This is a genomic window from Ancylobacter vacuolatus, from assembly GCF_030813595.1.
Classification (GTDB): Bacteria; Pseudomonadota; Alphaproteobacteria; order Rhizobiales; family Xanthobacteraceae; genus Ancylobacter; species Ancylobacter vacuolatus.
Genome location: NZ_JAUSUH010000011.1, coordinates 96,110 through 113,884 on the forward strand (window position 1 = coordinate 96,110; position 17,775 = coordinate 113,884).

17 protein-coding genes, 1 other RNA gene and 1 riboswitch are annotated in these 17,775 nt (G+C 67.0%); of the genes, 6 read left to right on the forward strand and 12 right to left on the reverse strand.

Going from position 1 to position 17,775, the window contains the following annotated elements:
- Positions 1-12 precede the first annotated feature (12 nt).
- Positions 13-1,068 carry an Hsp33 family molecular chaperone gene (locus tag J2S76_RS19660; RefSeq protein WP_307063249.1) on the forward strand — a complete coding sequence of 352 codons (1,056 nt, stop codon included), beginning with the start codon at positions 13-15 and terminating at the stop codon, positions 1,066-1,068.
- A gap of 100 nt (positions 1,069-1,168) precedes the next feature.
- Here the strand turns inward: J2S76_RS19660 and argE are convergent, their stop codons facing one another.
- From argE to J2S76_RS19680, 4 genes are all read right to left on the reverse strand, one after another.
- Positions 1,169-2,332 (reverse strand): acetylornithine deacetylase, encoded by a 1,164-nt coding sequence (gene argE / locus J2S76_RS19665; RefSeq protein ID WP_307063251.1) that lies wholly within the window; start codon positions 2,330-2,332, stop codon positions 1,169-1,171.
- 57 nt (positions 2,333-2,389) lie between these two features.
- Positions 2,390-3,841, reverse strand: a complete 1,452-nt coding sequence (locus J2S76_RS19670) for a TrkH family potassium uptake protein (protein ID WP_307063252.1) — start codon at positions 3,839-3,841, stop codon at positions 2,390-2,392.
- 109 nt (positions 3,842-3,950) lie between these two features.
- Positions 3,951-4,343 carry a Co2+/Mg2+ efflux facilitator ApaG/CorD gene (gene apaG / locus J2S76_RS19675; RefSeq protein ID WP_307063254.1) on the reverse strand — a complete coding sequence of 131 codons (393 nt, stop codon included), beginning with the start codon at positions 4,341-4,343 and terminating at the stop codon, positions 3,951-3,953.
- 120 nt (positions 4,344-4,463) lie between these two features.
- Entirely contained in the window at positions 4,464-5,672 is a 1,209-nt protein-coding gene (locus J2S76_RS19680) for an O-succinylhomoserine sulfhydrylase (protein ID WP_307063255.1), read from the reverse strand.
- 45 nt (positions 5,673-5,717) lie between these two features.
- A riboswitch (SAM riboswitch) is annotated at positions 5,718-5,798 on the reverse strand.
- A 124-nt stretch (positions 5,799-5,922) separates the two neighbouring features.
- On the opposite strand from J2S76_RS19680, the gene J2S76_RS19685 reads away from it, so the two are divergent.
- Positions 5,923-7,056: a 2'-deoxycytidine 5'-triphosphate deaminase gene (locus tag J2S76_RS19685; RefSeq protein WP_307063257.1), complete on the forward strand. Its 1,134-nt coding sequence runs from the start codon at positions 5,923-5,925 to the stop codon at positions 7,054-7,056.
- A 6-nt stretch (positions 7,057-7,062) separates the two neighbouring features.
- Here J2S76_RS19685 and J2S76_RS19690 read toward each other — a convergent pair whose 3' ends face one another.
- The 4 genes from J2S76_RS19690 to J2S76_RS19705 form a co-directional block, all read right to left on the reverse strand.
- Entirely contained in the window at positions 7,063-7,494 is a 432-nt protein-coding gene (locus J2S76_RS19690; protein WP_307063259.1) for a carboxymuconolactone decarboxylase family protein, read from the reverse strand.
- Positions 7,439-7,858, reverse strand: coding sequence for a MerR family transcriptional regulator (locus J2S76_RS19695; RefSeq protein ID WP_307063261.1), 420 nt, complete (start codon positions 7,856-7,858; stop codon positions 7,439-7,441). Before J2S76_RS19695 ends, J2S76_RS19690 begins: the two co-directional genes overlap by 56 nt.
- 116 nt (positions 7,859-7,974) lie before the next feature.
- Complete coding sequence (gene nudC / locus J2S76_RS19700) at positions 7,975-8,994, reverse strand: NAD(+) diphosphatase (RefSeq protein WP_307063264.1); 1,020 nt, start codon at positions 8,992-8,994, stop codon at positions 7,975-7,977.
- Positions 8,991-9,413, reverse strand: a complete 423-nt coding sequence (locus tag J2S76_RS19705) for an HIT domain-containing protein (RefSeq protein ID WP_307063266.1) — start codon at positions 9,411-9,413, stop codon at positions 8,991-8,993. The genes nudC and J2S76_RS19705 overlap by 4 nt, the downstream gene beginning before the upstream one ends.
- A gap of 196 nt (positions 9,414-9,609) precedes the next feature.
- Here J2S76_RS19705 and J2S76_RS19710 point away from each other — a divergent pair, with 196 nt between their 5' ends.
- Genes J2S76_RS19710 through ampC form a run of 3 tightly spaced genes read left to right on the forward strand, consistent with a single transcriptional unit; the run spans position 9,610 to position 12,983 of the window.
- Complete coding sequence (locus tag J2S76_RS19710; RefSeq protein ID WP_307063268.1) at positions 9,610-10,812, forward strand: MFS transporter; 1,203 nt, start codon at positions 9,610-9,612, stop codon at positions 10,810-10,812.
- A gap of 23 nt (positions 10,813-10,835) precedes the next feature.
- Entirely contained in the window at positions 10,836-11,789 is a 954-nt protein-coding gene (gene pip / locus J2S76_RS19715) for a prolyl aminopeptidase (protein ID WP_307063269.1), read from the forward strand.
- Positions 11,790-11,819: 30 nt separating this feature from the next.
- Entirely contained in the window at positions 11,820-12,983 is a 1,164-nt protein-coding gene (gene ampC, locus J2S76_RS19720; protein ID WP_307063270.1) for a class C beta-lactamase, read from the forward strand.
- A gap of 11 nt (positions 12,984-12,994) precedes the next feature.
- Here the strand turns inward: ampC and J2S76_RS19725 are convergent, their stop codons facing one another.
- The 4 genes from J2S76_RS19725 to J2S76_RS19740 all read right to left on the reverse strand — a co-directional run bounded on the left by J2S76_RS19725 (position 12,995) and on the right by J2S76_RS19740 (position 17,295).
- On the reverse strand, positions 12,995-13,915 hold the full coding sequence (locus J2S76_RS19725; protein WP_307063271.1) for a glycosyltransferase family 2 protein: 921 nt from the start codon (positions 13,913-13,915) through the stop codon (positions 12,995-12,997).
- Between the two features lie 17 nt (positions 13,916-13,932).
- Positions 13,933-14,676, reverse strand: a complete 744-nt coding sequence (locus J2S76_RS19730; RefSeq protein WP_307063272.1) for a hypothetical protein — start codon at positions 14,674-14,676, stop codon at positions 13,933-13,935.
- A gap of 184 nt (positions 14,677-14,860) precedes the next feature.
- Positions 14,861-16,249 carry an APC family permease gene (locus J2S76_RS19735; RefSeq protein WP_307063273.1) on the reverse strand — a complete coding sequence of 463 codons (1,389 nt, stop codon included), beginning with the start codon at positions 16,247-16,249 and terminating at the stop codon, positions 14,861-14,863.
- A gap of 158 nt (positions 16,250-16,407) precedes the next feature.
- On the reverse strand, positions 16,408-17,295 hold the full coding sequence (locus J2S76_RS19740; RefSeq protein WP_307063275.1) for a class I SAM-dependent methyltransferase: 888 nt from the start codon (positions 17,293-17,295) through the stop codon (positions 16,408-16,410).
- Between the two features lie 358 nt (positions 17,296-17,653).
- Here J2S76_RS19740 and ffs point away from each other — a divergent pair.
- Positions 17,654-17,751: signal recognition particle sRNA small type (gene ffs / locus J2S76_RS19745), an RNA gene on the forward strand.
- The last annotated feature ends 24 nt before the right edge of the window (positions 17,752-17,775 follow it).

Here is a 17,775-nt window from a genome sequence, read left to right on the forward strand (position 1 = left end):
TGGGCGGGCGACATGACAACACATTCCGCTTCCCCCTCCCCCGCCCCCCGTGGGCCCGATCCGCGCGCGGTCGATGACCGCGTCACCCCGTTCCACATCGACGGGCTCGATGTGCGCGGGCGCGTCGTGCGTCTGGGCACCAGCCTCGACGCCGTGCTCGCCCATCATGACTACCCCGCCGCCGTCAAACGCCTGCTGGGCGAGGCGGTGGCGCTCACCGTGCTGCTCGGCTCGACGCTGAAGATCCAGGGCCGCTTCATCCTGCAGACCCGCACCGACGGGCCGGTCGACCTGCTGGTGGTGGATTTCACCGCCCCGCACGATGTGCGCGCCTATGCCCGCTTCGATCTGGAGCGGCTGCAGGCGATGCAGGCCGGCCTTCCCGCCGGCGCCGGCTTCGACAGCGGCGCGCTGCTCGGCCATGGCCATCTCGCCATGACCATCGACCAGGGGCTGAGCGTCAACCGCTACCAGGGCGTCGTCGCGCTGGAAGGCGGCGGGCTGGAAGCCGCCGCGCACCAGTATTTCACCCAGTCGGAGCAGATCCCCACCCGCGTGCGCCTCGCCGTGGCGGAGGAGATGCGCCCGGGCGGGGCGCCCTCCTCCTGGCGCGCCGGCGGGCTGATGGTGCAGTTCCTGCCCACCGAGGGCGGGCGGGTGCGCCCGGTCGACCTGCATCCCGGCGATGCCCCGGAAGGCACCGATCTTCCCGAGACGGAGGAGGACGATTCCTGGGTCGAGGCGCTGTCGCTGGTCGGCACGGTGGAGGATGTCGAGCTGGTCGACGCCGATCTGTCCAGCGAGCGGCTGCTGTTCCGGCTGTTTCACGAGCGCGGCGTGCGGGTGTTCGAGACCGAAAACGTGGTCGCCAAATGCTCCTGCTCGCGCGACCGGGTGATGAACGTGCTCGCCAGCTTCACGCCGGAAGAGCGCACCAGCCTGGTCGAAAACGACAAGATCGCCGTCACCTGCGAATTCTGCGGCCGCACCTACGACTTCAAGGCCGAGGAGATCGTCGACGTCGCTGAGGACGGCTCCGGCGACAGCGACGCCGCGGCGCAGGGCTGAAGCGCCCGGTCCCTCCCGCACAACCTCATCCCCGGGCTGGGCCCGGGGATCCACGGCTTGGCCGTCAGATGCGGCGCTGCGCGCCGAGGGACCTTGCCCCCTACCCCACGCACTCCGCGATGAGCCCGGCGAGAAACCGCTCGCAGGCGCGCAGCTGGCTGATTTCGATATATTCGTCCGGCTTGTGCGCCTGGTCGATCGAGCCCGGCCCGCAGATGATGGTGGGAATGCCCTGCGCCTGGAAATGCCCGCCCTCAGTGCCATAGGCCACCGTATAGGTGCGGTTCTGGCCGGCGAGGCGCAGCGCCAGAAGTTCGGCTTCTGACCCGGTTTCAGGCGCCAGCGGCGGCACCTTGTAGATGAAATCGGTGGTGATCGCCGCGTCCGGCGCGGTCTCCAGCAGGCCGGGCAGCACCTTCTCGCGGCCGAAGCGCTCGAAGCGCTCCAGCAGCGCGTCCTCGTCGAAGCCCGGCAAGCCGCGCACATTCCAGCGGATGGCGCATTGGCGCGGCACGATGTTGCCGGCGGTGCCGCCATTCACGACAGTCACCTGCACGGTGGTGCTGGGCGGGTCGAAGCGGCCGGTGGGATCGCCGGCCTCGATCAGCTCGGCGCGGATGCGGTCGAGCTCGCCGATCAGCGCGGCGGCGGCGAAAATGGCGTTGGCCCCCAGCTGCGGCATGGAGGAATGCGCCTCCCGGCCGGTAACGGTGGTGAGATAGGCGAAGCCGGATTTGTGCGCGTCCACCACCCGCATCGAGGTCGGCTCGCCGACAATGCACGCGCGCGGCAAGGGCAGGTCCACCCCCAGCCGGCGCACCGCCGGCACCACGCCGGTGCAGCCGATCTCCTCGTCATAGGACACCAGCAGATGGATCGGCGTCGCCAGCGGCGCCGCCACCATTTGCGGCACCATGGCAAGGCAGCAGGCGAGAAAGCCCTTCATGTCGCAGGCGCCGCGGCCATAAACGCGATCATCGAGCGGCGTCAGCGTGAAGGGGTCGGTGCTCCAGGGCTGGCCGTCCACCGACACCACGTCGGAATGGCCGGAAAGGCACACGCCGCCGACACCGGCCGGGCCGATCGTGGCGAACAGGCTGGCCTTGTCGCCGGCCTCGCTCGGCACGATGACGCTCTCGACGCCGAACGCCGCGAGGTAATCGCGCACGAAGGCGATGAGGTCGAGATTGGAATTACGGCTCGTCGTGTCGAAAGCGACCAGATAGGCCAGAAGTTCCTCGGTCGTCGTACGTACGGCCAGCATGGAGAATCCCCGTCGCGAAGTGAGCGCCAGCATACCGGGTTATGCTGCAGCGCCCAACTAGCGCCGCCAGAAACTCGGCAGGAAGAGCACGAGAACGGTGAACAGTTCCAGCCGCCCCACCAGCATGCCCAGCGACAGGAGCCAGATCACGCTGTCCGGCAGGCTGGCGAAGTTCTGCGCCGGGCCCACCACCGGGCCGAGGCCGGGGCCGACATTGGCCAGGGCGGTGATCGAGGCGGAGAACGAGGTGATGAGGTCAAACCCCAGCACGTTGATGGCGATGCCGATCAGCAGGAAGGTGGTGAGGTAGAGAAAGGCGAAGGAGAGCACCGAGGCCACCACATCGTCACCGATCGGCTTGCCGCCATAGAGCACGGGAAACACCCCGTTGGGATAGATGACGCGCCGGAGATGCTGTTTCAGCGCCGAGCCGAGAATGGCGATACGAAAGCTCTTCATGCCGCCGGCGGTGGACCCGGTGCAGGCCCCCAGAAACAGAACGATGAAATACAGCGCCTCGGTCGGCGGGCCCCAATTGGTGTAGTCGTCGGCGACGAAGCCGGTGGTGGACATGATCGACACCACATTGAACAGGCCGTTGCGCAGCGCCGTCTCGCCCTGGTTGATCTGCCCGCCCACCTGCTGAATGGTGGAGATCACCGTGAACAGCGCCACCAGCGACAGGAACAGCCGCACCTCCGGATTGGCCAGCACGCGGCTGAAGTCGCCGGCCAGCACGCGCACATAGAGCACGAAGGGCAGCGAGCCGGAGAGCATGAAGAAGATGGCGGCATATTCGATCGCCGGGCTGTTGAAATAGCCGATCGAGGCGTCGTGGGTGGAAAAGCCGCCGGTAGAGATCGTCGCCATCGCATGGGCGACGGCGTCGAACACGCTCATGCCGCAAAAGGCATAGGTGAGCGCGCAGGCGAAGGTGAGGAAGAGATAGGAGGCGAGGATGCCCTTGGCCATCTGCGCCGCGCGCGGCAGCATCTTTTCCGATTTGTCGGAGGATTCGGCGCGGAACAGCTGCATGCCGCCGATCTGCATCATCGGCAGTAGCGCGATCGCCATGACGATGATGCCGATGCCGCCATACCAGTGCAGGAAGGCGCGCCAGATCAGCAGGCCGGGCGGGCGCTTGTCGAGGCCGCCAATCACCGTCGCGCCAGTCGTGGTCAGCCCGCTCATCGCCTCGAAATAGGCGTCGGCCAGCGACAGGTCGCTCTCCGCCCACATGAACGGGATCGCGGCGAAGGCGGAAAGCAGGACCCAGCTCAGCGTGGTGAGCACGAAGGCCTGGCGCAGCGACAGCCGCTCCACCTCGCCCGAGCGGCCGGCCAGCCACAGCGACAGGCCGACGAACACGGTGATGACGGAGGAGGCGGTATAGGCGAGGAAGTCGCCCCGGCCGGCGACGAGGTCGACCAGCGCCGGAATCATCATCATCGTGCCGAGAATGGCGAGCAGGACGCCGAGAATGGCGGCGATCGGGCGAAAGTCGATCACGGGATCAGAAGACCGTTCGGCGCGGCGGGAAGCTCACGGCGTGGAAGCTGCCGCCACCATAGCTGCTTCGCCGCAGGGCCGGAAGCGCCAAGCGCGCGCCGCCACCCGCTTAGTTCAGCGTGCGGGCCTCGCCCGGCACATCGAGCGAGAAGGCCGGCACCGCGGCCTCGAAACCCTCGCCGGCCGTCGTCACCAGGCTGTAGCTGCCTTCCATGATGCCGGTGGAGGTCGGCAGCGGCACGCCGCTGGTGTATTCGAAATGCCCGCCGGGCGGCAGCACCGGCTGTTCGCCCACCACCCCGGCCCCGCGCACTTCCTGCACCCGGCCGAGCGCGTCGGTAATGACCCAGTGGCGGGATTTGAGCTGCACCGTATCGACGCCGAGATTGAGAATCTCGACCGTATAGGCCCAGAAATACTGGCTACGCTCGGGATCGGAGCGCTCGGGTGCGAAGCGCGGCGTCACCGTCACCTGCACGCCTTTCGTCGTCGCCCGATACATGCCCGCTCCCCTGCGCCTCCCGAATCGCTCAAGTGCCACTACTGAAAGGCTTTTGCCCGGAGAGGGCAAGGCGGCGGGGCTTCACGCCTGCGTTTGTGCACCGCCGCCCGATACCCCAGCTCACACCGCCTGCAGCGCGCGGGTGATGTCGTCGGTGAGGTCGTCGACATGCTCCAGCCCGACCGAGAGCCGCACCATGCCGTCGAAAATGCCCATCTCGGCCCGCGCCTCGGGGCTGAAGCGCTGGTGCGTGGTGGTGGCGGGGTGGGTGACGAGGCTCTTGGCATCGCCGAGATTGTTGGAGATCCGCGCCAGTTTCAGCCCATTGAGAAAGCGGAACGCCCCGGCCTTGCCGCCCTCGACCTCGAAGGTCACCAGCGTGCCGCCGCCCCGCATCTGGCGGATCGCCAGCTCATACTGCTTGTGGTCGGCGCGGTAGGGATAGATCACCCGCGTGATCCCCGGCAGCTCGGCCATCCGGTCCGCCAGCAGCGCCGCGCTGGCCTGCGAGCGCTCGACCCGCAGCGGCAGCGTTTCCAGCCCCTTCAGCATCACCCAGGCGTTGAAGGGCGAGATCGACGGGCCGGTCTGGCGCAGGAAGGTCTGCAGATGATCGGTGAGGAACTTCTCCGAGCACAGCACCACGCCGGCGAGGCACCGCCCCTGCCCGTCAATATGCTTGGTGGCGGAATAGACCACCACATCGGCGCCCAGCGCCAGCGGGCTCTGCAGCATCGGGGTGGCGAACACATTGTCGACGATCAGGCAGGCGCCGGCCGCCTTGGAGATCTCCGCCACCGCGGCGATGTCGACCAGTTCCAGCGTCGGGTTGGTCGGGCTCTCCAGGAACAACACCTTCGTTTCCGGCCGCACCGCCGCCTTCCAGGCCGCAAGGTCAGTGCCGTCGACCAGCGTCGAGGTGACGCCGAAGCGCGGCAGCAATTCCTCGATCACATAGCGGCAGGAGCCGAACAGCGCCCGCGCCGCCACCACATGGTCGCCGGCTTTGAGCTGGCACAGCAGCGAGGCGGTGACCGCCGCCATGCCCGAGGCGGTGCCGCGCGCCACTTCCGCGCCTTCCAGCAGCGCGAGGCGGGTCTCGAACATCGCCGCCGTCGGGTTGGAATAGCGGGTGTAGATAAAGCCGGGGTCCTCGCCCTTGAAGCGGGCTTCGGCCTGCTCGGCGCTCTCATAGACATAGCCCTGGGTGAGGTAGAGCGCCTCCGCCGTCTCGCCGAAGGGCGAGCGCAGGATGCCCCCCTGCACGAGGCGGGTCTCGGGCCGCAGCTGGGCGATGTCGGCGGCGGAAAGCTTGGGTGTCTCGGTCATCTGCGGCTCCGGTCTCTCGCATCAACCGGGGTCGCCCGCGCGTCATGTCGCGCGGCCCCGGCCTGTTTAGCAACCTTGTTTAGCGTGGCGGCAAGCCGGCCGGCTCAAATGACCACGTCGTGCTTTTCGCTTACTCCCAGGCCAGAGGTGCCGTCAAGCCGCACTTGGCTCTTACCGGCCCGTCCGGTAAAGCCAACGGCACAAGTGAACAGCCATCATCAGCGGAGCGGCGCGCGTGGCCGAGAACGGCATGACAGTTTCGGGCACGGCGACATCCGGGCTGGCCGGCGCGGGCATCCTGCCCGGCCACGCCATCGAGGCGCTGGCCGCGCGCGGCGCCATCCGCACCGCTCGCCCCTTCGATGCCGACCAGGTGCAGCCCGCCAGCCTCGATCTGCGGCTCGGCCCGGTCGCCTGGCGCATCCGCGCCAGCTTCCTGCCCGGCCCGAACGAGACGGTGGCGGACCGCCTCACCCGGCTCGGCCTGCACCAGCTGGACCTGACCGGCGGCGAGGTGCTGGAAACCGGCTGCGTCTATCTGGTCGAGCTGGAAGAGGCGCTGGCGCTGCCCGCCGACATCGCCGCTTCCGCCAACCCGAAAAGCTCCACCGGCCGGCTCGACGTGTTCACCCGCGTCATCGCCGATCGCTCGCGCGCCTTCGACATCGTGCCCGCCGGCTATGCCGGCAAGCTCTATCTGGAAATCAGCCCGCGCACCTTCCCGATCCTGGTGCGGCAGGGCTCGCGCCTGTCGCAGATCCGCTTCCGGCGCGGCGACGCGCGCCTCGACGAGGCCGGCATCGCCGCGCTCAACGCCAGTGAGCGGCTGGTCGACGCCCCGCTCGCCGATGTCGCCGGCGGCGGCATCGCGGTCAGCGTCGATCTCTCGGGCGAGGGATTTGGCGGGCTGCTCGGCTTCCGCGCCAAGCGCCACACCGGGGTGATCGATGTCGACCGCCGCGCCGCCTGCGAGGTCGAGGATTTCTGGGAGCCGCTGGTGACGCGCGGCCGGCGCGAACTGGTGCTGGACCCGGACGCCTTCTACATCCTCGCCTCCAAGGAGGCGGTGCATGTGCCGCCCAGCCATGCGGCGGAGATGGTGCCGTTCGACCCGCTGGTCGGCGAGTTCCGCGTGCATTATGCCGGCTTCTTCGATCCCGGCTTCGGCCATGACGCCGCCGGCGGGCGAGGGGCCCGCGCCGTGCTGGAAGTGCGCTCGCGCGAGGTGCCGTTCATCCTGGAGGACGGCCAGATCGTCGGCCGCCTCGTCTATGAGACCATGCTGGAGCGCCCGCGCACCCTCTATGGCGAGGGCCTCGGCTCCAACTACCAGGCGCAGGGGCTGAAGCTCTCCAAGCATTTCAAGGCCTGGACGCGGGACTGAGCGCCGTCAGGCCGGACGCGCCACAAACACCTCGCGGGCGGCGAACAACCCGTTGAGGGCGGCGGGGAAGCCGGCATAGACGGCCATCTGCATGAGGATTTCGATGATTTCCTCACGGCTGAGGCCGACATTCAGCCCGGCCTCGATATGCACTTTCAGCTGCGGCGCGGCATTGCCCAGCGCGGCGAGCGCGGCAATGGTCGCCACCTCGCGCAGGCGCAGGTCCAGCCCCGGGCGGGTGTAGATGTCGCCGAAGGGGAACTCGATCAGCAGCCGACCGAAATCCGGGGCGATGTCGCTCAGCTGGTCCACCACTCGGGTGCCGGCCTCGCCGTCGATCCGCGCCAGCGCCGCCCATCCGGCCGCGTAGCGGGCATTGGTGTCACTGTCGGCGTTCGGCGTCGGGCGCGGGGCCGGGGCGTTGATCGTCGGGGTCATGGTTCACGTCCTCACGGTTGGCGCCGGCATAGCCGGCGATCTTGGTGTCGAGGACATCCAGGCAGGCGTGAAGCTCGTCCACATGCGCCTGTACCACCGCGCGATGATGCGTGAGCAACGCACCGCGCGCGGCGGCGGTTTCCTCACCCTGCGCCCGCAGCGCGGCATAGCGCACCATGTCGCGGATCGGCATTCCCGTGGTTTTCAGCCGCCGGAGAAAAGCAATCCAGGTGAGGATGGACGGGTCATAGTCGCGCTGGCGCGCCGCGTTCCGGTCGGCGCGCGGGAGCAGGCCGATGCGCTCGTAATAGCGGATCGTGTCCATGCTCAATCCCGTGCGCCGGGCCAGTTCGCCGATCTTCATCTCTGTCTCGAATGTTACGACGCTCATGGGTCTAGGTGCTGGAGCGCACTCCAGGTCAAGCGCTTTCTCGCCACGCCCACTCCACGAACCGCGCCGGGGCGCACCGGCCGGTCGGCTCACCCCGCCGGCGGGTCTTTCCCCTCGACGAAGGCGCGCAGCAGATGGTGCGCGATCGCCATGCGCGGCGGCGCCACCAGCCCGTCCGGGTGGGTGCGGGTGAGCAGCAGCCGCGCCTCGTCGCGCGAGAACCAGCGCGCGCCCTCAAGCTCGTTCGGGTCGATGGCGATCTCGCGTGACGCCGCTACGGCATGGAATCCGGTCATAACAGACATCGGGAACGGCCAGGGCTGCGAGCACAGATAGCGCACCGCGCCGGTGGCGATGCCCGCCTCCTCCAGCGTTTCGCGCCGCACCGCGTCCTCGAAGGTCTCGCCCGGCTCGACGAAACCGGCGAGGCAGGACCACATGCCGGGCGCGAAGCGGGCGGAGCGGCCGAGCAGGCAGTCGTCGCCATCCACCGTGAGCATGATGACGACCGGATCGGTGCGCGGAAAATGCTGCGCGCCGCAGGCTGGGCAGTCGCGCCGCCAGCCGGCCTCCGCCATGCCGAGCCGCCCGCCGCAATTGGAGCAGAAGCTGCGCCGCGCGTGCCAGGCCAGCATCGCCTTGGCGGTGGCGAGCTGGCCGGTCTCCTCCACGCTGGCGAGTTCGCGCGTGGCAATGGAACGCAGATCGATCACCAGCAGGTCGGGCCGCAGCTCCGGCCGCTCGGTCAGCGCGCCCAAGGCGGCGGCGGGAAGCGGCAGCACGAGATGGGGAACCTCGCCATCCAGCCCCAGCAGGCAGGCCTCGCCGAGCCGCCCTCCCAGCGCCACCGCCTCGGCCAGCGGAAACAGCGCGGTGCAGGAGCCCGGCCCTTCCTCCATGCCGGCGATGAAACCCGGCAGGCGGCGCAGGACGACGCTCTCGCCGGAAATCACGCAGGCCCGCGCGTGCGGGTCGGCGAGGAAGCTCTCCATCTCGCCGCGCCGCAGGCCGGCCCGGTCCAGCCGTGCGCCGGTATAGCCAAGATGCGGCCAGAGCCCGAGCGAGGTGTCGTCGGTGGAGGCCAGGTCTGTGGTGACGATCGCGCTCATGCTGCCAGCGCCCCGCGCAGCTGGCCCACCAGCCGCATCGCCTGCGGCGCGCCATAGGTCTGGCGCTCGCCGCCCGCGCCCCACACCGCGCCCGGCCAGGCGGCGTCCCGCTCGAAGCGGGCGATGACATGGATGTGCAGCTGCCGCACCATATTGCCGAGCGCGGCGACGTTCAGCTTGTCGCAGGTGGTGAGGGCTTTGAGCGCCCGGCTCACCGCGTCGATCTCGCCCCACAGCGTCGCGCGGGCCTCGGAATCGAGGTCGATCAGCTCGGCGAGGCCGGGCCGGCGCGGCACCAGGATCGCCCAGGGAAAGCGCGCATCGTCCATCAGCCGCACGGTGGCGAGGGTGAGGTCGAGCACCGGGAAGCTGTCGCCCTCAAGGCGCGGGTCGAGGACGAAGGTCGAGGCATCGCTCATGCTGGCGCACGCTCCCATGCCCGGCCGGACTGCGGGCGCGGGAAAGCTATAGCGCCGGGCGGGGCGCCTTTCCATCGCGGCCCGGCCGCAAACGGGGCGGATCAGCTCCCCGCAGGCGGCAATTGTCGGCCGCGGCGCCATGGCCTAGAGAGAAGGCCGCGCCCCCGTAGAACGCGCCCCGTAGAAGCAGCGTGCCATGACCCTCTCCGTGCCGGTCGATTCCCTGCGCCGCACCGCCCTGCCGGTGCTCGTCGCGCTCAGCGCCGCGCATTTCCTCAATGACATGATCCAGTCGCTGATCCCGGCGATCTACCCGCTGATCAAGGACGCCTACGCGCTGGACTTCGCCCAGATCGGCGTCATCACCCTCACTTTCCAGATTTCCGCCTCGCTGCTGCAGCCGGTGATCGGCCTGTATACCGACCGCCACCCCATGCCCTATTCGACGATTGTGGGCATGGGGTTCACCCTTGTCGGCCTGATCGGCCTCGCCCATGCCGGCACCTACCCGCTGCTGCTGGTCGCGGCGGCCTTTGTCGGCATCGGCTCGTCGATCTTCCACCCCGAGGCGACGCGGATGGCGCGCAAGGCGTCGGGCGGGCGGCACGGCTTCGCGCAGGGGCTGTTCCAGGTCGGCGGGCAGACCGGCGGCGCCATCGGCCCGCTGCTCGCGGCCTTCATCATCGTGCCGAACGGCCAGTCGAGCCTCGCCTGGTTCTGCGCCGCCGCGCTCATCGCCATGCCGCTGCTGTTCTGGACCGCGCGCCACCGCGCGCTGGCCGTGCCGTTTCGTCCGGCGGGACAGCGGGCCGAGCCGGAGGTGGCGCACAAGCCGTTCCGCGAGGTCGCCTTTCCGCTGGCGATCCTGATCGTGCTGCTGTGCTCGAAGACCGCCTATACCGCGAGCTTCACCTCGTTCTACACCTTCTACCTGATCGAGCGTTTCGGCGTGTCGGTGCAGGTCTCGCAGCTGATGCTGTTCCTGTTCCTCGTCTCCTCGGCGGCGGGCGTGCTGTTCGGCGGCATGCTGGGCGACCGCATCGGGCGCAACAAGATCATCTGGTTCTCCATTCTCGGCGCCCTGCCCTTCACTTTGGCGCTGCCCTATGCCGGCCTGTTCGGCACCGCCATCCTCACCGTCCTGATCAACCTCATCATGTCGAGCGCCTTCGCCGCCATACTGGTCTATGCCATTGACCTGATGCCGCACCGCATCGGCCTTGTCGGCGGGTTCTTCTACGGGCTGGTGTTCGGCCTTGGCGGGCTGGCGGCGGCGGCGCTGGGGATCTTCGCGGACCGCTACGGCATCGATGCGGTCTACCAGATCTGCGCCTTCCTGCCGGCCTTCGGCCTGCTCGCCTTCCTGCTGCCGAGCCTGCGCGGCGCGCGGGTGTCTTGAACCTCCCAACAATGGCCCCACCCATGAGCGAACTGCGCAGCCTCTACCCGCCGATCGACCCCTTCGAGACCGGCATGCTCGATGTCGGCAACGGCCATTCCATCTATTGGGAGCGCGCGGGGACCCCGGGCGGCAAGCCCGCCGTGTTCCTGCATGGCGGCCCGGGCGGCGGCATTTCGCCCGCCCACCGCTCGCTGTTCGATCCCGCCCGCTATGAGGTGATCCTGTTCGACCAGCGCGGCTGCGGCCGCTCCACCCCCTATGCCGAGCTGGAACACAACACGACCTGGGACCTCGTCGCCGATATTGAGCGGCTGCGCGAAACCTTTGGCTTCGAGACATGGCAGGTGTTCGGCGGCTCCTGGGGCTCGACGCTGGCGCTCGCCTATGCCGAAACCCACCCTGAGCGCGTCAGCGAACTCATCCTGCGCGGGGTCTACACCCTCACCCAGGCCGAGCTCGACTGGTATTACCGCTTCGGCGTCTCCGAGATGTTCCCCGACAAATGGGAGCGCTTCCTCGAGCCGCTGAAGACCGAGGAAGAACGCGCCGACCCGGTGACGGCCTATCGCGCTTTGCTCACCGGCGCGGACGAGACGGCCAGGCTGGAAGCCGCCAAGGCGTGGTCGACCTGGGAAGGCGAGACCATCACCCTGCTGCCGGATGCCGGCTATTCCGCCGCCTTCAGCGACGGGCATTTCGCCCTCGCCTTCGCCCGCATCGAGAACCACTATTTCGTTCACAAGGCGTGGCTGCGCGAGCGCCAGCTGCTCGACGACGCCCATAAGCTCAAGGGCATTCCCGGCGTGATCGTGCATGGGCGCTACGACATGCCCTGCCCGGCGCGCTATGCGTGGGAGCTGTCGAAGATCTGGACCGATGCCGAGCTGCATCTGATCGAAGGCGCCGGCCATGCCTATTCCGAGCCCGGCATTCTCGACCGCCTCATCCGCGCCACGGACACATTCGCGCGCTAGTGGGCAGGTGTCCGTGCCAGAGAGGTTCCGATGATCACATTGTCCCGCCGCGCTCTGCTCGCGTCCACCCTTCTGCCGCTCGGCGCCGCGCTGGCGCCGGCCCGCGCGCAAAGCGCGCCGGATTTCGGCAAGGTGGCGCCGCCGATCTTCAGCGCGCTGGCCAAGGCGAACGACATTCCCGGCCTTGTCGTCGGCATCACCCGCAAGGGCGAGCACGAAATCCTCGCCATCGGCCAGACCGCCCGCACGGGCGGGCAGCCGGTGGATGGCGATACGCTGTTCGAGCTGGGATCGGTGAGCAAGACTTTCATCGTGGCGCTGGCCGCGCTGGCGGCGGAACGCGGGCAGCTCGATCTCAATGCGCCTCTGGAAAAGGTGGCGCAGCGGCTCACCGGCACCGCCTTCGGCGCGCTCACCCCGCTCGATCTCGCCACCCATGCCACGGGCGGCATGCCGCTGCAGCTTCCCGACAGCATCCGCAACGAGAAGGAACTGGTCGAGTGGCTCGCCGCCTGGAAACCGGCCGCGCCGCCGGCGACGCGCCGGGCCTATTCCAATATCAGCATCGGCGTGCTCGGCCTTGTCACCGCCACCGCGCTCGGCGTCAGCTTCCCCCGCGCGGCGCAGCGCGACCTGTTCCCGCTGCTCGGGCTGAACAGCACCTATATCGACGTTCCCGAGGATGCGATGGCGCGCTATGCCATGGGCACCACCAAGGACAACAAGCCGGCCCGCCTCACCCCGGGCCTGCTGGGCCCGGAAGCCTATGGCGTGAAGTCCACCGCGCTCGACATGCTCACCTTCCTCGACGCCAATATGGGCGTCGGCACGGTGGAGCCTGACATGGCCCGGGCGCTGGCCCGCACCCATACCGGCTATTTCGAGACCAAGAGCTATGTGCAGGAGATGGTCTGGGAACGCTATCCCTGGCCGGTCGGGCGCGACCGGCTGCTCGCCGGCAATTCGGCCGACATGGCGATGAAGCCGCAGCCCATCACCCGGCTCGACCCGCCCTCCCCGCCGGCGCCGGCGAGCTTCATCAACAAGACCGGCTCAACCAATGGCTTCGGCAGCTATGTGGTGATGCTGCCGGCGGAAAAGCTCGGCATCGTCGTGCTCGCCAACCGGAACTATCCGAACGAGGAGCGGGTAAAGGCGGTCTACGCGCTGGTGGAAGGGCTGCGGGGGGCGTGATGCAGGGGCCCTTAGAGCCCTGTCTGGTCGGCGAGTTCGCGCCGCCGGCTGCGAACAAGCCCTCGCCACACAGCTCCCATGGCCTCCTTCACCCCGTTGACCGGGCTCAGCGCGATAACGTGTAGCGCTGCAATGGTGAGGGAAACCGGCGTTCGAAGGGATTTGAGAGTCATGCAATGGCGAAAGAAATAGTACTGCTGGTCCGCAGCCGATACTTGGCCCTTGGTTAGCTTAAACCACTCGACCGTCGCCAGGTATCCCTTTTTCTGCAAGCTAACCCGGTCTGGATTATCACCCAGGATGTAATCCGACAGGGCTTGGTGCTGATAGACAAGCGGAACGCCGGCCTGCTGCAATCTCAACACGAAATCCCAGTCTTGATGCCGCTTCAGGCCCGCTCTGAATCCAATCTCTTTCGCCCGCGCTGCAGGGACGATGAGGGTAGATGTCTGGAGCGCACCACCTTCGCGAAGCAGAAACGTGCTCAAGGACCTGTCGAGGTCCGGCGGCCTCGCGTTGCAGAGCCTCCTCCCGCCCTTCCGAACCAGCATGCAATTGGAAGCGAAGAAGGATCCGTGATGATCGGCGTCGACATCAAGCTGTGTTTCCAGCTTGGTCGGGTACCACAGGTCGTCTGCATCGATAAAGGCGATCAGTGTGCCCTGCGCCGCATCTATACCGGTGTTGCGAGCGACGGAGCCGCCGCTATTCCTTGAATGATCGATGATGCTTATGTTCCCGCCGAGCTGAGCAAGTGCAGAGATTTCCGGCCTGCCAGCGCCGCTGTCATTCACCAGAATGATTTCAAACGCCGGCCATGTCTGGTCCAGCACGCTCTGCAACGAAGCTCGTATGATTTGCACAGGCTCTCGGTAAACGGTCATGACCACCGTAACGAAAGGCCGCCCGGGATTATTTGCCAATGCAGACATCAATATTCTCAAATATATCAGATAAACAGTAACATTCTGTATTTATTCGTCATTATGATAAACTGAAACGACATTCCAAATATGCACTTCACGAAGAATTCTACATTTGCCTCTCGAAGCATATTCATCACCTCAGCGATCGTCTCTTTTTCGCCTGGTCGCTCCGCGTCATCGAAAACGATGATGAACTCCCGCCCGGCCATTCGTTCGATCATCGGACCGGCGCCCCAACGTGAGCGGTGCGGCGCTCCGATCGGTCCGTCGACAATCAGGACGTCGGCGTCAAAGGAATCCAGCGCCGTCACGGGAAATCCCTTGGCAATATGGCCCCGAAATGAAATCTCTTCCAAATCGATGAGCCTGACTTCATGGCGCACGGATGCGCTGACCGAAGAAGCCCAGGCCGCATCATGCTCAATCGTGAGCACAGAGAACGGCTGGACATCCCGCATGCTGTCCAGGAATATAGACGATTGACCTGCGCCCAGCTCGGCAATACGTGTCGGTTTCCCATCCCGAACGATTCGATAGATGACATAAAGCAGGCTGTAGTTCGCCGCGGCCGCCACAGGCAAAGGTATATACTTAAAACTATGAAAATTTACTATATGATTTAATATATTTTGATAGTAAATTTCTCTCTGAAGTTGAAGGCCTGTGAAATTGGCAATTTTTAGTTTTAATTTCGAAGAGTATCCAACAAAATCACGAATATTGGAAAGAGACCGCGGATCGAGGCCATCCGAGCTAATGTGGGCCACGGAAACACTTCCCTTGCAAAAACGGCTCATTACAGGGCGCTGTCATCGCACAAGCTTGACACAGGGGATAGCGTTTATCTAGCTTGATCACCCCGCGCACAGGTGCGTTTCGTCGCCTTTGAAATAGTGCCGTCCAGCCCCGCCGATCGAGGCATCACCGGGAGAGCCTGCGCTCGGTGGCCGTTCACGCCCCCCTGGCGGGCGCACCGCTCAGCCTTATGAAGGGCACGCCGACCAGCAGCACGCCGACGCCGACCAGAGCGCCATAGCCGGTATAGGCGATGCTGGCATACAGCAGATAGGCGCAGGTGAGACAGAACAGCGCCGGGGTCAGCGGGTAGAGCGGCGCGCGGAAGCGGTCGGTCCGGCCACTCTCGCGCGTGCGGAGAATGAAGAACGACACCCCGACCAGCAGCAGGAAGAACCAGAACACCGGGGCGGTATATTCCACCATCGCCTGGAAGCCGACGCGCGTGCTGGCGCCGAACACGACAAGCGCCAGCGCGATGGCGCTCTGGGCGAGAATGGCGTTCACCGGCATGTTGCTGCGCTCCTCCCACAGGCCGATGCGACCGAGAAGCGGCAGTTCCCGCCCCAGCGAGTAATAGAGCCGGGCCCCGGTGAAGATGGTGGCGTTCATCGTGCTCAGCGCGGCAAAGCACACCAGCAGCGCCACCGCCAGCGAGGCGCCGGGCCCGAAGAGCTGGTGCAGCGTGTCGGCCGCCACCACGTCGCTGGCGCGCAGCCCTTCGAGGCCGAGAACGTTGAGATAGGCGAGATTGATGAGGAAATACAAAGCGGTAATGATCGCGACGCTCGTCACCAGCACGCGCGGCATGTTGCGGCGCACATTCTTCATTTCGCCCGAGAGATAGGCCACCTCGTTCCAGCCGCCATAGGTCAGCAGGATCAGAACCATCGCCAGCCCGAACGCGCCGCTGGCCGAGCCGGCGTCCGGTGCCGGGGCGAGTGTCGGGGCGCTGCCCAGCGCCAGGCCGAAGCCGGAGACAAGGACGATGGCGAGGATGATGAGGACAGTGAAGACAATCTGCAGCGTGCGGCTCTGCTTCGATCCGGTCAGGTTGATGGCGGTGAAGACCAGGATCGCCCCCGCCGCATAGAGTGCCGAGCCCCAGGGCCCGAGCGGCAGGATACCCTGCGCGTAGTCGCCGAACACGAAGGCCACCGCCGCGATGGCGCCGGTCTGGATCACGGTGAGCCGGGCCCAGGCGAAAAGCAGCGCCACCGGCCGCCCAAGCGCCCGGCGCAGATAATGATACTCGCCGCCGGCATGGGGATAGGCCGAGCCGAGTTCGGCATAGACGAAGGCGCCGATCAGCGTGACGGCGCCGCCGATCAGCCAGAAGGCGACAAAGGCCCATTCGCTCGACACGTTGAGGGCGACGATCTGCGGGGTGCGGAAAATGCCGATGCCGACCACGATGCCGACCAGCATGGCGATGCCGTCGAGCGCCGACAGGCTCGACGTCGGGGTGCCCTGCGGCCCGCCCCGCGCCGCCAAAGCGGGGTCGGCAGCCACGGCGGAATCGCGCGCAATCGCGAGGGGCTTCACGGAGCACTCTCCAGTTTCTAACGGGGAATAGCGGCGCCGGGCCGCCGGCAGGCGCGCGCCGGCACGAGGCGCGCCAGGACGAGGCGCGCCCGAACATGGCGCGCCGGAACAGCCGGGCGGCGCGGGAGCCGCCGCCCGGGAGCGCGCGGGGGGGGGCCTCAGCTGCGGATGGCGGTCCAGTTCCGCACCGGACCGTCCGAGGCGGTGCCCGAGAGGCTGTTGCCGACCACGGCGCCGACATAATCGATACCGCCGGCGGTGAAGTGCAGTTCCTTGCCGACCACGCGGCCCTTCTCGATCGGCGTGCCACCGAGGTCGCCGGTGACCTTCTGGTAGGTCTGCTCCAGCCGCAGCGGCTGCTCGCCGAGGCGCCAGTCGCCCTCCACCTTGGCCGGCACGATCCACATCAGCGCCGTGCACCACTGGCTGCAGTTATCGTCGAGGCGGTCGACCCGGTCGGCCTCCCAGTCGCCCATGGCGAAACTGTTGGAGACCACGCGGGTGCCGGGCTCAAGTTCGAGAATCTGCGGGCGCAGGCGCTCGTTCAGCTCCGGCAGCAGGAACAGGGTGAGCACCTGCGCCTTGGAGAAATCGGTCTCGAAGATATCGGCCTGCTCGAAGGTCGCGCGGTCGGCGACGCCGGACGACTCGGCCCGCCGCTTGGCCAGCGTCACCATGTCGGGATTATACTCGATGCCATGGGCGCGCAGGCCGCGCTGCGCCGCCGCGATCACGGTGCGCCCATCGCCGGAGCCGAGATCGATCAGGTAGTCCTGCGGGCCGACCGCCGCCATGTCGAGCATGCGCTCGACCAGGCTGTCGGGCGTCGGCACCCACACCACATCCTTGCCGGGCTGGCCGGATTTGGGATCGTAGCCCTCCGCCGCCGGGGCGATGATATCAGGCGGGGCGGCGGCCGGCGGCGGGGCGAGGGCCGGGGGCGCCGTCTGCGCCAGTGCCGGAGTGGCCAGGGCGAGAGCCCCGGTGGACATCACCACCGCGATGGCGCCCGCCAGAAGGCCGGAACGCGGCACACGTCGTGACACGCGCCTCGGCGTCACGATCAATGCATGACTATCTCTTCTATTGATACAATTTGATACAGTTGATTCGTCGTCGATTGCCCGTAACAACTTACCTCTCCTTCGGTTGATACTTGACTTGTCGACCTCTATTGCGACTTTCCGTTTGGGTAACATTCTAGATTGTCACGTACCACTCAATTAACGTTGAGGAATTTTAGTTCACAACGGTTTGAGGTCAGGCTTTACGGATGGCGCCAGTGCCCTAGACCGTGCGCCGCCCACATTGGAGAAGGCGCGCGCGGCAGCGGACGGACCGCCATCGCGTGGCCGTGCTTTCCCGCCTCTTGCATCCCCCGCGCATCTGGACGATATAGGCGGCGGGAGGTTGGCGGTGGACGAGCCACTCGCCAACCGGGTCAGGTCCGGAAGGAAGCAGCCCCAACGAGCCCGGATCGGGTCTCTGTCCAGCCTCCCACCCTCTTCCAGCGCTGATGCCCTGAG

Excerpts from the sequence above, each read along its gene's own strand:
- J2S76_RS19660 (WP_307063249.1), top strand. The coding sequence starts at position 13 with ATGACAACACATTCCGCTTCCCCCTCCCCCGCCCCCCGTGGGCCCGAT.
- argE (WP_307063251.1), bottom strand. The coding sequence starts at position 2,332 with ATGCTGGCCGTACGTACGACGACCGAGGAACTTCTGGCCTATCTGGTC.
- apaG (WP_307063254.1), bottom strand. The coding sequence starts at position 4,343 with ATGTATCGGGCGACGACGAAAGGCGTGCAGGTGACGGTGACGCCGCGC.
- J2S76_RS19680 (WP_307063255.1), bottom strand. The coding sequence starts at position 5,672 with ATGACCGAGACACCCAAGCTTTCCGCCGCCGACATCGCCCAGCTGCGG.
- J2S76_RS19685 (WP_307063257.1), top strand. The coding sequence starts at position 5,923 with ATGACAGTTTCGGGCACGGCGACATCCGGGCTGGCCGGCGCGGGCATC.
- J2S76_RS19690 (WP_307063259.1), bottom strand. The coding sequence starts at position 7,494 with ATGACCCCGACGATCAACGCCCCGGCCCCGCGCCCGACGCCGAACGCC.
- J2S76_RS19695 (WP_307063261.1), bottom strand. The coding sequence starts at position 7,858 with ATGAAGATCGGCGAACTGGCCCGGCGCACGGGATTGAGCATGGACACG.
- nudC (WP_307063264.1), bottom strand. The coding sequence starts at position 8,994 with ATGAGCGCGATCGTCACCACAGACCTGGCCTCCACCGACGACACCTCG.
- J2S76_RS19705 (WP_307063266.1), bottom strand. The coding sequence starts at position 9,413 with ATGAGCGATGCCTCGACCTTCGTCCTCGACCCGCGCCTTGAGGGCGAC.
- J2S76_RS19710 (WP_307063268.1), top strand. The coding sequence starts at position 9,610 with ATGACCCTCTCCGTGCCGGTCGATTCCCTGCGCCGCACCGCCCTGCCG.
- pip (WP_307063269.1), top strand. The coding sequence starts at position 10,836 with ATGAGCGAACTGCGCAGCCTCTACCCGCCGATCGACCCCTTCGAGACC.
- ampC (WP_307063270.1), top strand. The coding sequence starts at position 11,820 with ATGATCACATTGTCCCGCCGCGCTCTGCTCGCGTCCACCCTTCTGCCG.
- J2S76_RS19725 (WP_307063271.1), bottom strand. The coding sequence starts at position 13,915 with ATGTCTGCATTGGCAAATAATCCCGGGCGGCCTTTCGTTACGGTGGTC.